This is a genomic window from Gallibacterium genomosp. 2 (genome assembly GCF_000771895.1).
In the GTDB taxonomy this organism is placed as follows: Bacteria; Pseudomonadota; Gammaproteobacteria; order Enterobacterales; family Pasteurellaceae; genus Gallibacterium.
Genome location: NZ_JPXY01000024.1, coordinates 1 through 14368 on the forward strand (window position 1 = coordinate 1; position 14368 = coordinate 14368).

The following is a 14368-nucleotide window of genomic DNA, read 5'->3' on the forward strand; positions in this document are numbered from 1 at the left end:
GGGATTCATCAGCGCTAAGCCAGCAATTCCCAACAAGCTCCATTTAATTAGATTCATTATATCTCCTTTGTTTAGTCTTTCGCCTTAACTACTTGGATTGATAATTCCTGCAACGCCGCAGGATTTGCTACACTAGGCGCTTCGGTCATCAAGCAGGCTGCTGCAGTAGTTTTAGGGAATGCAATAACATCACGAATATTTTCCGTACCTGTCAACAACATTGTCAAGCGGTCAAGACCGAATGCTAAACCAGCGTGCGGAGGTGTGCCATATTTCAATGCATCAAGCAAAAAGCCGAATTTTTCATATTGTTCCTGTTCATCAATACCTAGAATGCGGAAAACTGTCTGTTGCATTTTTGGATCAAAAATACGAACGGAACCACCGCCCACTTCGTAGCCATTAATCACCATATCATACGCATTGGCAACTGCATCAACCGGTGATTTTTCCAATTCTTCAGGGGTAACGTGTGCTGGTGAAGTGAATGGATGGTGCATTGCCGCCAAACCACCTTCACCATCGTCTTCAAACATTGGAAAATCAATTACCCATAAAGGAGCCCATTGATCTAATTGAGTTAAGCCACAATCACGACCTAATTTTAACCGTAATGCCCCCATTGCATCCGTAACTACTTTGTAACTATCAGCACCGAAGAAAATAATATCGCCGCTTTGTGCTTGTAAACGTTCAAGTAACGCTGTAACGACTTCTGCGGATAAGAATTTAGCAATCGGACTTTGAATACCATCAATACCGGCATTAACATCATTGACTTTCATCCACGCTAAACCTTTCGCACCATAAATAGTGACAAACTGGGTATACTCATCGATTTGTTTACGAGTAATATGTGAACCATTCGGTACACGAATAGCCGCAATACGACCTTTAGGATCATTTGCTGGTCCACTAAATACTTTAAAATCAACTTCTTTTAATAAATCAGCAACATCCACCATTTCCAATGGATTACGCAAATCCGGTTTATCAGAGCCGAAACGACGCATTGCTTCCGCATAAGTCATAATTGGGAATGTACCTAAATCAACACCTAAAATTTCCAGCCATAAACCGTGAATCATCTCTTCCATAATGGCACGCACTTCCGGTGCAGTAAGGAATGAGGTTTCCACATCAATCTGTGTAAATTCAGGCTGACGATCAGCACGTAAATCTTCATCACGGAAACATTTTACAATTTGATAATAACGATCAAAGCCAGACATCATTAATAGCTGTTTAAACAGCTGCGGAGATTGTGGTAATGCATAGAATTTACCTTTATGCACACGACTTGGCACAAGATAATCGCGTGCACCTTCCGGTGTTGCTTTCGTCAACATTGGCGTTTCAATATCTAAAAATCCATAGCTGTCCATAAAACGGCGTACATAACTAGTAATTTTGGCACGCGTTTTTAAACGTTGTGCCATTTCTGGTCGACGTAAATCCAAATAACGGTATTTAAGACGCTGTTCTTCCGTATTATTTTGATTGAAATCTAGAGGTAAAACCTCAGAAGCGTTATAAATCAAAACATCAGTTGCAGAAACTTCCACTTCACCGGTCACCATATTTCTATTAATTTGGTTTTCTGGACGGGCTATTACTTGTCCTTTAATTTGAATACAATATTCACTGCGTAAATTTGCCGCTTTTTCAAAGGCTTGTTGATTTTTTGGATCGATAAAAACTTGTACAATTCCTTCACGATCACGCATATCGATAAAAATTAAACCGCCTAAATCACGACGACGATGAACCCAACCACTAAGAGTAACTTCCTGACCAATATGGCCGCGATTTAATGCACCGCAATAATGTGAACGCATCATAAAATAAATCCTTGTTGTATATAATTTAGCTAAAATAATTTGATTCGGGCGATTATAGCGAAAATCAACCTTACTTTGAATTGGAAAATAGCCTGTTTACGCTTTAATTGCAAGCATAGAACCAAAGTTAAAACATTGAAACCACATTTCAATATGATTAAAACCTATATGTTGCAAAAGTTTCTTTTGATGTTCGATGCTATCAGTCTTCATCACATTTTCCAATGCAGTACGTTTCTGACTTACTTCCAATTCACTATAGCCATTAGCTCGCTTAAATTCGTGGTGCAAATCAATCAAAAGGTCATTGACCATATCATCTTCAAAACGATATTTTTCCGATAACACTAAAATTCCCCCCGAATTTAAACCTTGATAAATCTTAGTTAGTAATGCTTCTCTATCTTCCGGTGGAATAAATTGTAATGTAAAATTCAACACAACCATTGATGCATTCTGGATGTCTATTCTACGAATATCGTCACAAAAAATTTCAACCGGAACCTCACTATGATAAGCTGCCAAATGCTGCCGACAACGTTGTACCATAGCTTCAGAATTATCAATACCAATAATTTTAACACCATCACAATGAACGTTACGGCGTACAGATAATGTTGCTGCACCACGAGAACAACCAAGATCATAAACTTGTGTATACGGCTGCACAAATCGAGCCACTAACATACCAATTGCCGTAATAATATTAGAATATCCCGGAATTGAACGTTGAATCATATCGGGAAAGACTTCCGCAACACGCTCATCAAAAGTAAAGTCACCTAATTTTTCAATAGGTGCAGAAAAAATTGTATCTTTAGACATATGGATAAATAGGAAAGCAAACTATTAACTCAAAAAATATAATAGGGAAGACTCGGGTAGGTCAGAACAACCTACCCCATAAAGTTTATTTAACTTTGAAAATCCAACCTTCCGGTGCTTCGACATCACCAAACTGAATGCCGGTCAATTCTTTATAAAGTTTTTGTGTAACAGGCCCAACTTCGGTTTCAGAATAAAATACATGAAAATCATTGCCATACTGAATACCTCCAATTGGACTGATAACAGCAGCAGTCCCACAGGCTCCGGCTTCAGTAAATTGATCCAACTGATTAATATAAACATCGCCTTCAATTGCTTTTAAGCCTAAGCGTTTTTCTGCAAGATAAAGCAATGAATATTTTGTAATACTAGGCAAAATGGATGGTGAATATGGTGTAATAAATTCGTTATTTTTCGTAATACCAAAGAAATTAGCTGAGCCGACTTCTTCAATTTTAGTGTGTGTGGCCGGATCAAGATAAATACAATCACTAAAATTACGTTTGTGTGCATCAGCTCCCGGAAGCAAACTCGCTGCATAGTTGCCTCCCACTTTCGCAGCACCAGTACCTTGTGGAGCTGCACGATCATAATCAGAAACAATAAAGTTTGTTGGTTTTAATCCACCTTTAAAATAAGCGCCTACCGGACAACAAAACACAGTAAAAATATATTCTTTCGCTGGATGCACTCCAATATTTTCGCCAACGCCAATCAATAATGGGCGCAAATAAAGTGTAGCTCCAGTACCATAAGGTGCTACCCATTCTTCATTAGCTTTAACGACCTGCTTACAAGCATCAATAAACATTTCTACTGGCACGTGTGGCATTAAAAGACGATCACAACTACGCTGCATACGTTTTGCATTTTCATCCGGACGGAATAGATTAATTGAACCGTCTTTGCAACGATAGGCTTTTAACCCTTCAAAACATTGCTGACCATAATGCAATGCCGGCGAACCTTCGTGCAGAACAAGTTGATTATCTTTAGTCAGTTCACCTTTTGACCATTTACCATCTTTCCAATGTGCGATGTAGCGATAATCGGTTTTGATATAACCAAAGCCCAAATTTTTCCAGTCAATATCTTTCATAATTCTTCCTTAATTTGTTGTGTCCTAAAAATTAGATATTAATCTACACCATAATAACGGCTTTGCAAGTATTTCTAACTGAGAGTGGGCTTTTTATAAGCAAAACAAAAAGTGCGACTTTTATCAGCCGCACTTTTTATTATCAAGAGTTAAGGAGAATTTTATTTAACAAAATTTTCACCTAATTCAATGTCTGCTTTTAAAGTCGGCAACATTGCTTCAACTGCTGCTTTTTCAAATTCACTCAATGGGCTAATCGGTAATAATGCCTCAACCCCTTCTTTACCTAAACGAACAGGTTGTGCAAAGAAGCGTGCGTATTCACCATTACCTTCAACATAAGTACATTCAACTACTTTTTCACCATTTAATGCACGCACAAGCGATAATGCAAAACGTGCAGCTGCTTGAGCCATAGATAATGTTGCAGAACCACCACCAGCTTTTGCATTAACAACTTCTGTACCAGCATTTTGGATACGTTTTGTTAACGGTTCGATCTCTTCCTCTTTCCATTCAACATAATGTACTTGTGATAATAATGGGAGAATAGTTACACCTGAGTGACCTCCAATAACCGGAACTTGTACTTTGCTAACATCAACATTTTTCAATTCAGCCACAAAAGTTTCTGAACGAAGAGTATCCAAAGTGGTCACACCGAAAAGTTTACGTTTGTCGTAAACACCAGCTTTTTTCAACACTTCTGCAGCAATTGCCACAGTAGTATTTACCGGATTAGTAATAATACCGACACAAGCTTTTGGACAAGTTGCAGCTACTTTTTCAATTAAGTTTTTCACAATACCAGCATTGATATTGAACAAATCAGAACGATCCATACCAGGTTTACGTGCTACACCTGCTGAAATTAATACAACATCCGCACCTTCAAGTGCAGGAGTAGGATCTTCACCGGCAAAACCTTTAACGGTAACCGCTGTCGGAATGTGGCTTACATCAACTGCCACGCCCGGAGTAACCGGAGCGATATCATATAACGCCAAATCAGAACCTGCCGGCAATTGTAGTTTCAATAATAAAGATAATGCTTGACCAATTCCGCCTGCCGCACCTAAAACAGCAACTTTCATTTGTATACTCCTTAATGGTTAGATAAATAATTAATGAAGAAATTCTATGCCTACTGTAACAAATTTTCAAACAAATAAATTCAATATTGAGAGCTATGCCACATTTTCTAACAAAAGTTTGATTTATTTTCAGAAAAAATACCACTCAACTATTTTTATGCAGTATAATTCCAATTTAATCTTCATTTCTGCATTTTTATGCAAAATTTATGCAATTCTTATCTTGGTTACTATGGAAAATAAACAAGAAAAATTATTTTCAGCATTTAAATCTTTATTAGCAGAAGAAAAATTCAGTTCACAAGGTGAAATTGTCAACGCTTTAACCGATATGGGCTTTAAAAATATTAATCAATCCAAGGTTTCAAGGATGTTAGCAAAATTTGGTGCAGTGCGGACTAGAAACACAAAAATGGAAATGGTTTATTGTCTACCGAATGAGTTAAGCGTGCCGACAACCTCCAGCCCATTAAAAAATTTAGTACTAGATATCGATCACAATAACCACCTTATTGTGATTAAAACCAGTCCAGGTGCGGCACAATTAATTGCTCGCTTATTAGATTCCGTCAGTAAAGCTGAAGGTATTTTAGGAACTATTGCCGGCGATGACACTATTTTCGTATCGCCGACAAAAGATATTCAAATTGATCAACTTATAGAGAATATTCAAGCATTATTCAACGATTCTCTATAATTTCTCACAAAGAGGGAAGAGTATGAATATACTAATCACAGGCGGTACAGGTTTTATTGGTCGAGCAGTATTGAAACAACTCGAAAGTGAAGGGAATCAAATTACGCTCATTTCTCGTTCACCAGAAATATATCGTTCTCAATTTTCCACCAAAACGACTATTCTTTCTTCTTTATCATCTTTCAAGAATTTAGATACATTTGACGCTGTAATTAACCTTGCCGGCGAGCCTATTTTTGATAAACCTTGGGATAATGAACAAAAGAAATGTTTGATAGATAGCCGAGTGCATATTACACAGCAATTGGTTGAACTGATTAACCGAAGCAATCAACCACCACATACCTTTATTTCTGGCTCTGCTACTGGTTATTATGGACATAATAATCAAACTACACTCACTGAAAAAATGCCAGCCGCTAATGATTTTCAAGGTCAACTCTGCAAACAATGGGAAAATGCTGCTTTACAAGCGAATACACGAGTCTGTTTATTACGTACCGGACTAGTATTAGGCAGTTATGGTGGTATGTTAGCAAAAATTCTTCCTCTATATAGTCACTGGCTTGGCGGTAAATTAGGTAATGGACAACAAATTTGGTCTTGGATCAGTCTGCCGGATATGGTTAATGCGATTATTTTTCTATTAAAAAACCCACAGTGTAGCGGTGCTTTTAATTTGGTTTCACCAAATCCAGTAAGTAATCAAGAGTTTAATAAAACATTAGCAAAACTAATGAAACGTATCGCTATCTGCCGCATTCCGGTATGGTTATTACGCTTAATTTGGGGCGAGCGAGCTTCATTATTGCTAAATAGTCAGAAAGTTTATCCGGAAAAACTGCTAAAAGCCGGTTTTCAATTTACTCTGCCAACATTAGCGGATGCGTTAAACAAAATCCTGAAAAACTGATTGGTTAAATATGGGTAATCACTGAAATAGCTTGCGGGCGTATCAAATCTCCCGTACTATCGCTACATCTTTTTTGTTTTCATCTCTTTTATTCAAATCGAAAACAAATCTATTTTAATCTTTTTCAATGCATTAAAGCGCTGTAATTACTAACAATAACAAAATAAGGATAATGTATGACAGAACAAACTTTTATTTTAGGCAAAGATGCCTCTCTAGAAGATTCTATTGCCAACTTTCAACAAAAATTAAAAAATCTTGGTTTCAATATTGAAGAAGCCTCTTGGCTTAATCCGGTGCCTAATGTTTGGTCGGTACACATTCGAGATAAAGAATGTCCACAATGTTTTTCCAACGGAAAAGGAGCTAGTAAGAAAGCAGCACTTGCCTCCGCTCTTGGTGAATATTTTGAACGTCTTTCTACTAACTACTTTTTCTCTGATTACTATTTAGGCAAAAAAATTGCTGATGGTGAATTTGTTCATTATCCGAACGAAAAATGGTTCCCAATTGAAGATCCGGAATTACTACCGAATGGTATTCTTGATAATCAGTTATTGGATTATTTTGATCCAAATCAGGAATTAACACCAGATCTACTAGTCGATATTCAATCCGGTAATGATGAACGTGGTATTGTTGCATTGCCTTATGTGCGTCAATCCGATCAAAAAACAATCTATATTCCACAAGCAATCATCAATAATCTCTATGTGTCTAACGGAATGTCTGCGGGCAACACACAAAATGAAGCTCGTGTACAAGGGCTATCTGAAGTTTTTGAACGTTATGTAAAAAACAAAATCATTGCCGAAGCAATCAGTTTGCCACAAATTCCAAAACAAGTATTGGATCAATATCCCTCTGTGCACGCATCGATTGCTAAATTAGAGGAAGAAGGTTTTCCTATTTACGCATTTGATGCCTCATTAGGTGGACAATATCCGGTTATTTGCGTGGTGTTGCTTAACCCTCATAACAGCACTTGCTTTGCCTCTTTCGGCGCACATCCTAACTTTGAAGTCGCATTGGAGCGTACTGTTACTGAATTATTACAAGGTAGAAGTTTAAAAGATCTCGATGTTTTCTCACCACCATCATTCAATAATGATGATGTTGCCGATCACGCTAACTTAGAAACCCATTTTATTGATTCCAGTGGTTTGATTTCGTGGGATTTATTCAAACAACAAAGCGATTATGAATTTGTTCATTGGGATTTTTCCGGCACAACTGCTGAAGAATATGAAAATCTGATGTCTCTGTTCCACCGTGAAAATAAAGAGGTCTACATTATGGATTATCAACATCTCGGTGTTGACGCTTGTCGTATTATCGTTCCGGGAATGTCTGATATTTATCCGGCTGACGACTTAATTTACGCCAACAACAATATGGGAATGGATTGGCGTGAAATTATATTGGATCTACCTAATTTCAATCACGATCCAGAAACTTATCAGGAACTATTAGCAGAATTGGATGAACAAGCGATTGACGATGCAGTACGTGTACGAGAATTTATTGGTATCGTTGCACCGAAAAATAGCAGCTGGCAAACATTACGTATTGGCGAATTAAAATCAATGCTTTATCTTGCCTTAGGTGATTTAGAAAACGCATTGGAATGGGCAACTTGGACATACCAAATGAATAGCTCTATTTTTAATGCTGAACAGGCTAACTATTATCGTGCTTTAATTAATAGTCTTGAGTTATTTTTAGATGAAAATCGTGATCCAGCACAATATCGAGAAGTATTTAATCGGATGTATGGTGAAAAAGCCGTTGATTTTGCTTGGAATGCTATTAATGGTGGCAATCCGTTCTTTTTATTACCAGCTAGCGATGAAACATTATCTAATTTTAATGAACATCAAAAATTATTGCAGGCATATGAAAAACTACAAAAAGCAAAAAAAGCATTCTATTAATTAACATATCAGGTGTGCTTAAGGCACACCTTTTATCAATCAATTTGGCCATATTAACATTCCTTTATTCTATTAAGTTATTGGCATTCCACCTCTTTCCGATAATCTGTAAATAAAGTAGGTAACGTTTTCACAATCGCTTCTAACTGTTTTACTAATGGAAGAAGTGCTGATAGCTCACTGTTCTCGCTACCTTGTTGTTGTAAATCAGATAATAATTTTGTGACATCCAGCATTGATTGCTCAAATTCCGGCTTACTAAGTTGTGCAAAATTATCCAATATTTCCACAATATGACGAGAAATAGGATATAAATGAATTAGCATCTGTGTATTTAAATGTGAAACTCCCATTTGACTACGAAATGTTCCCAACGCAGCAATATAACTTAGTAAAGCATAGTTTGATTTTAGTAAATCAAAAGCATTGTTTAAACGTGATTTATCCTTGTAACCTTGATAATTAAGATTAGACACAGCAGTATTTAATGCCGTTGCATTATCATGTGCCTGACGGCGAATAATACGATATTTCAGATCATTATGATTACCAAATTGCAACTGCACAATAATCGTTAATAAATATCTCGCATTGCTCTTCAAAGCGTTAATTAACGTATAATTTAAACGTAGATATTTCCAATCCGGCCATAAATAAGAAACAGCTAATCCGGCAATAAGACAACCTATTAAAGTATCAATTGCTCTCGGTAAAGTCGCTGAAGCAATATCGACTCCAATAATATCAAAGCTCATTAATACCTGAATAGTAATAAAGAAAGTGGAAAAACTGTAATTATTGGTGCGGAAAAAGAAGAATAAAGTACTAGCAATCACCACAATTCCCAATTTACTTTCCAAACTAGTGGAAAAATAAGGTAATAATGAGCCGACTAATACACCTAAAATCGTGCCAATAATACGCTGTCTAAGTCGTGCTTGAGTAGTCGTATAATTCGGCTGGCACACAAAAACAGCTGTTAATAAAATCCAATATCCGCGCTCAATCGGCACATTATTAGCAATTAGGCAACATACCGTTACCACAATTGTTAAACGCACTGCGTGTCTGAATAGTTGAGATTCAAATGTACATTGATTTTTAATTACCCGAAAAATATTGGCCAATCCAGTAATACGATCCTGATGAATACGCCAATTAACTGTTGTTGTATCAATGTCTTTTGCTCTTGCATCTAAACGAGATAATTGCTGCTCTATTTTATGGAAACTCTCCAATAAAATATTAAGATTACTCAAATGTTCACAATGAGGAAATTGTTGTTGAAAATGTACATAAGACTGTTGCAACTGTTCAAACGCATATCTGAGTTTTTTATGATAAATAAAGTTTTCATTTTTCTGTAGATGTTTCGCAAACGCCTTGCATATTTTAGCTTGTAACTCAATTAAATAACGAATTCTAAAAATCAAATCACTATATTTTATATCTTCCAATAATTTTGGATAATCAAAATAGTTTGAATTAATTCTTTCGTGAATATCTTGCGCAATAAAATAACTATTAATCAATCTTAATGTTGTATTAGACACATAACCGCCGGAGGAGCGATAAAATAATGCACTTCGACAAAGATTAAAAGCCTGAACCACTTTACTGTTTGTCATCACCAATCGAGTTTGATATCGATCCAAATCCAGCTCTCGATTATCTGGATTAAATAACTCTGCTTTCGCCTGTAAATATTCTGCAAGTGATAAATAGGCTTTAGCTAAATTTTCTTGCACGGGTCGCAAAGGGAAAACCAGATAAACCAACATTGTTAAGAAGCTGTATAAAGATGTACCAACTAAAATAAGCAGTGGATTAATAAACCAAATTTGATTCGGATCATAAGCAAGAATAGTATAAAGTGCGACCACCAAACTGCCGAACGCAATCGTATTATAACGTTGTCCGATTGCACCTAACATTGTGAATAAAAAGGTTAAAATCGCCATTATTAAAATAAATAAATAATGATCGACAAAGGTAACCTGAATAACCAAAGAAGAAATAGCAAAGGCGATTAATGTATAAAAAAGATTTTTTAATCTGCCACTTAAACGATTATCTAAATCAACCAAGCCACCGGCAATTGTCCCCAATATCAAAGGCATACTGACTGAAGCAATATTAAAATACCAAACAATTATTGAAACAATATTCACTGCTAAAAAAATAGGAATAATGGCAATAACCTTGCTATTTAACCAATTTGTATTTATTTTTTTTATTATTTGATAAATCATAATTCTATTTTTTAATCAAAAAATTTATTTTGTTTTAAAAAATTCGCATACTCTTTATCCACCACCCGTTGTCCAACCGGAAAGAGTGAAATACGAACCAATTTAAAATGCATAATGCCGGTCGGTATGCCAATAATAGTTAAACATTGAGTTACGCCGACAATAATGTGCATTATTGCCAACCACCAACCAAACAGAATAAACCAAATAATATTTAACACCGAACCTAGTCCATTCATTATCGGATGTTGCGGTTCAATCTGATTAATATGCACAATATCGTATCCAAAAGGCATCAATGATAATTTAAAAATTTCCCAACAACTACGTGTATAAGGCAATGTAACAATTAACATTGCACTAACAAAAGAGGCGATTAGCCATCCTAATGAAGTGGCAAAACCGCCCAATATAAAATTTAAAAGATTAAAAATAAAATTCCACATATATTATTTCAAGCGCTCCGTTAAATAACCTTGATAATCAGGAATTTGAATTTCTGTTTCTTGCGTGAAGAATGGTGATGAAATTAAAAAATTAGCTGAAGCTTTGGTAATTGCGGTTGGAATATTCCAAACAGTAGCAATACGCATCAATGCTTTCACATCTGGATCGTGTGGTGCGGCATTCATCGGATCCCAGAAAAAAATTAAAACGTCTATTTTCCCTTCGGCAATTAATGAACCTATCTGTTGATCGCCACCCATCGGTCCACTCAATAGACTATGAATATTAAGCCCCGTTTCTTTTTGAATAAGATGGCCTGTCGTTCCAGTAGCCACTAAATGATGTTGTGATAATTGTTGCTGATGAGTTTTACACCACAAAATCAAATCCTGTTTACAATGGTCGTGTGCAACCAAAGCTACTGTTTTCTGCTGCGCCAATTTTCTAGTTGTTTGTTGCATAAATGACTCCTTTTTATAAAAATAAAGCGGACAAACTGCCCGCTTATTTTACCTTAAATCAATAACTAACCCTATAGGATTATTTTCCTTGTGCCCATTTTAAGAAACGAGCTTGAGTTTCTTTATCTGCCTGTTGATACCAATATTGCAACATTTGTTCTGCAACATTTTCACCTTGAACAGTAATTTTCGCTTTAGTCGCTTTTGCTCCTGCTGCAGTCGGAATCGCTGCCGGCATACTGACTGAAACTAAATTAGGTACAGCTGCCACACCTTGGGAGGCATTGTATTCTGCTAAGTCTTCCGCAATACGAGTATCAGGAAAAATACCGGTTTGTTTAAGAATATCCTGTTTACTTGCCACAGTTTGATCTGCACTGGTTTTTACTACAATTTTTGGATCTTTAGCAAACATATTTGCGTTACGCATATTATCTAAACGCGGTGCGCTAATCACTAAATCCTGATTTCCTGCTTGGAAAGTAACAATAATAGGATCAGATTCAAATAATGTTTTATCCGAACCGTTATCTACCACTTCAGACACACGAACAACAACTTGGTGTTTGTTGTTATCATTGATATTGAAACTGTTTTGAGATTTGGTAAGAGAGGATTTTGCTTTTTCACCGTCAATGGCAAGAAGAGAAATGTTTGGCGTTACGGTTACCGTTGCGGCTAAACTGCTCATTGAAAGGGTTGCCGCCACACATGCCAATGCAAAACGTGATAATTTCATGTACACTCCTAGTAAAAGTTAAAGCGAGTTTAAGAAGTCATTATCTTATGCCATTTCTTTTCAAAAGAACATAAAAATTTGGAGGGTTTCGTATGAAAACACAACAATTTATCGTTTATGGTCATGTTCAATGCGTTGGTTTTCGTTATTTTACTTACCGCGAAGCGCAACGTTTAGGTATTTTCGGTTGGGTCAAAAATCAAAATGACGGTAGCGTTGCCGTGTTGGCACAAGGCACGGAACAACAACTTGCTGCCTTTCAACAGTGGCTACAAAAAGGTCCGAAAACTGCTAATGTTTCCCATTTGGAATGTTTTCCGATAACGGAGCAAGAAGCTTTAGAAGAGTTTCGTATTTTGCACTAATTAACGCTCACTTTACTTAATTGGCGATCTTTCCATTTATTAATTATCACAGCAAAGATAAAAAGTATAGCTTGGGTCAATACAATCGTTGCGCCAGTTGCACTATCAAGATGATAACTGATGATAATTCCGCCAATATTGGATAATAATGCGCTTCCTATCGCAATCAATAACATTGTAGAAAAACGTTTACTTAACAGATATGCAGTGATTCCCGGTGAAATTAGCATTGCTACTACCAAAATCACGCCAACGATCTGCATTGCCAGCACGATTGACAAAGATAATAACGACAACAAACCATAATGCAAAAAAGTAGTATTTAATCCCATCACTTTTGCCTGCACAGGATCAAAACAATAAAGCAACAAATCACGCCATTTACTATAAATCAGCACTAAAATCACCGCTCCAATCACTAGCATTTGCCACATCTGTCGACGATCAATGCCCAAAATATCACCAAATAAAATATGAGTAAGATGTTGATTAGTCTGTACCTGACCGAACAAAACCAAGCCGAAAGCAAACATTCCAGAAAATACAATGCCCATAATAGTGTCTTCTTTCAAACGTGCGTGATTTTTCAAAAAACCGATACTACTAGCACAACCAATTCCAGCTAGAAAAGCGCCTAACGTCAATGGTAAATTAAAGATAAAAGCCAACACAATACCTGGCAAAACTGCATGTGAAATAGCATCTCCCATCAATGCCCAACCTTTTAATACCAAATAACAAGACAATACTGCACAGATTGTCGCAATCATTAAAGCAGTTATCAATGAAACCTGCATAAAGGGATATGAAATTGATTCAATTAACCAAGCCAACATTGTGATCTCCTAATGTTTCCGGCTAACGTGATAATAACGTTGCGTAAAAAAGCCGTATTTCGGCGAAAAAGCAAAAGCCAACAAAAACAGTAATGTTTGTAGAGTAACAATAATGCCACCGGTTGCTCCGTTCAGATAAAAACTTAAATAAGCCCCCAAACCACTAGTGAAAAAGCCGAAAGCAACCGCAATTTTCAGCAAAATTTTAAATTTATAGGTTAAGAGATAAGCTGTCGCTCCCGGCGTCACCACCATTGCGATTACTAAGATCGCACCAACGGTTTGCAAAGCTGCAACTATGCAAGCACTCAACAAAGTAAAAAACAGTACTTTTAATGCTATTGGGTTTAATCCACTCGCCTTCGCTTGAATTTCATCAAAAAAGACAAGTAATAAATCTTTCCAAAACAGCAATAACAAAATAAAACTGACCGTCAGAATTATCACAACTTGCCATACATCACTGTCAGCAATACCCAAAATATTACCAAGAATAATACTTTCTACATCCACCGAAGTAGGATTTAATGAAATCACAAATAACCCCAAAGCCAAAAAGGTGGTAAAAATAAAGCCGATAATGGCATCTTCACGCAATGGGGTAATCGCCTTTATCCATAAAATCGCCACTGCTGCCAAAATACCGGAAAAAAACGCACCAATCGCATACGGTAATGACAACGCATAAGCAATCGCCACGCCAGGCACTACCGAATGCGACAAAGCATCTCCGATCAATGACCAACCTTTTAACATTAAATAAGCAGATAAAAAGGCACATACGCTGCCAATCGCCGCACTAACCCAAATCGCTTTAAACATATAATCATATTGAAACGGCTGTATCAGCAGATCCCACATA

Annotated in this window: 14 protein-coding genes; 4 read left to right on the plus strand and 10 right to left on the minus strand. The window is 36.6% G+C overall.

The genetic code is table 11. The features are described from left to right. Positions 1–71: 71 nt before the first annotated feature. The 4 genes from aspS to mdh form a co-directional block, all read right to left on the minus strand. On the minus strand, positions 72–1841 hold the full coding sequence (aspS, locus tag P375_RS05405) for an aspartate--tRNA ligase (protein WP_039135268.1): 1770 nt from the start codon (positions 1839–1841) through the stop codon (positions 72–74). A gap of 96 nt (positions 1842–1937) precedes the next feature. Continuing rightward, positions 1938–2666 (minus strand): carboxy-S-adenosyl-L-methionine synthase CmoA, encoded by a 729-nt coding sequence (cmoA, locus tag P375_RS05410; RefSeq protein WP_039135271.1) that lies wholly within the window; start codon positions 2664–2666, stop codon positions 1938–1940. A gap of 85 nt (positions 2667–2751) precedes the next feature. Next, positions 2752–3768: a branched-chain amino acid aminotransferase gene (locus P375_RS05415; RefSeq protein WP_039135274.1), complete on the minus strand. Its 1017-nt coding sequence runs from the start codon at positions 3766–3768 to the stop codon at positions 2752–2754. Between the two features lie 161 nt (positions 3769–3929). After that, the gene (gene mdh / locus P375_RS05420) at positions 3930–4862 is read right to left on the minus strand and encodes a malate dehydrogenase (protein WP_039135277.1); all 933 of its coding nucleotides are present in this window, start codon (positions 4860–4862) and stop codon (positions 3930–3932) included. A gap of 232 nt (positions 4863–5094) precedes the next feature. Here mdh and argR point away from each other — a divergent pair, with 232 nt between their 5' ends. The 3 genes from argR (at position 5095) to ycaO (ending at position 8406) form a co-directional block, all read left to right on the plus strand. Continuing rightward, positions 5095–5559, plus strand: coding sequence for a transcriptional regulator ArgR (gene argR / locus P375_RS05425; protein WP_209434807.1), 465 nt, complete (start codon positions 5095–5097; stop codon positions 5557–5559). 22 nt (positions 5560–5581) lie between these two features. Continuing rightward, positions 5582–6472, plus strand: coding sequence for a TIGR01777 family oxidoreductase (locus tag P375_RS05430; protein WP_039135283.1), 891 nt, complete (start codon positions 5582–5584; stop codon positions 6470–6472). 176 nt (positions 6473–6648) lie between these two features. After that, complete coding sequence (gene ycaO / locus P375_RS05435) at positions 6649–8406, plus strand: 30S ribosomal protein S12 methylthiotransferase accessory factor YcaO (RefSeq protein ID WP_039135287.1); 1758 nt, start codon at positions 6649–6651, stop codon at positions 8404–8406. 77 nt (positions 8407–8483) lie between these two features. On the opposite strand, the gene yccS is transcribed toward ycaO, so the two are convergent. From yccS to P375_RS05455, 4 genes are all read right to left on the minus strand, one after another. Beyond that, complete coding sequence (yccS, locus tag P375_RS05440) at positions 8484–10658, minus strand: YccS family putative transporter (RefSeq protein WP_039135290.1); 2175 nt, start codon at positions 10656–10658, stop codon at positions 8484–8486. 11 nt (positions 10659–10669) lie between these two features. Then, positions 10670–11104 (minus strand): YccF family protein, encoded by a 435-nt coding sequence (locus P375_RS05445; RefSeq protein ID WP_039135293.1) that lies wholly within the window; start codon positions 11102–11104, stop codon positions 10670–10672. A 3-nt stretch (positions 11105–11107) separates the two neighbouring features. Further along, positions 11108–11566: a methylglyoxal synthase gene (locus P375_RS05450; RefSeq protein WP_021462214.1), complete on the minus strand. Its 459-nt coding sequence runs from the start codon at positions 11564–11566 to the stop codon at positions 11108–11110. A 79-nt stretch (positions 11567–11645) separates the two neighbouring features. Further along, on the minus strand, positions 11646–12305 hold the full coding sequence (locus P375_RS05455; protein WP_039135296.1) for a curli polymerization inhibitor CsgI-related protein: 660 nt from the start codon (positions 12303–12305) through the stop codon (positions 11646–11648). Positions 12306–12397: 92 nt separating this feature from the next. On the opposite strand from P375_RS05455, the gene P375_RS05460 reads away from it, so the two are divergent. Continuing rightward, positions 12398–12670, plus strand: coding sequence for an acylphosphatase (locus P375_RS05460; RefSeq protein WP_039135299.1), 273 nt, complete (start codon positions 12398–12400; stop codon positions 12668–12670). Here P375_RS05460 and P375_RS05465 read toward each other — a convergent pair. Next, positions 12667–13506, minus strand: a complete 840-nt coding sequence (locus P375_RS05465; protein WP_039089467.1) for a metal ABC transporter permease — start codon at positions 13504–13506, stop codon at positions 12667–12669. The two genes, P375_RS05460 and P375_RS05465, sit on opposite strands and share 4 nt — an antisense overlap. 9 nt (positions 13507–13515) lie before the next feature. Then, on the minus strand, positions 13516–14367 hold the full coding sequence (locus tag P375_RS05470) for a metal ABC transporter permease (protein WP_039086362.1): 852 nt from the start codon (positions 14365–14367) through the stop codon (positions 13516–13518). Position 14368: the final 1 nt, after the last annotated feature.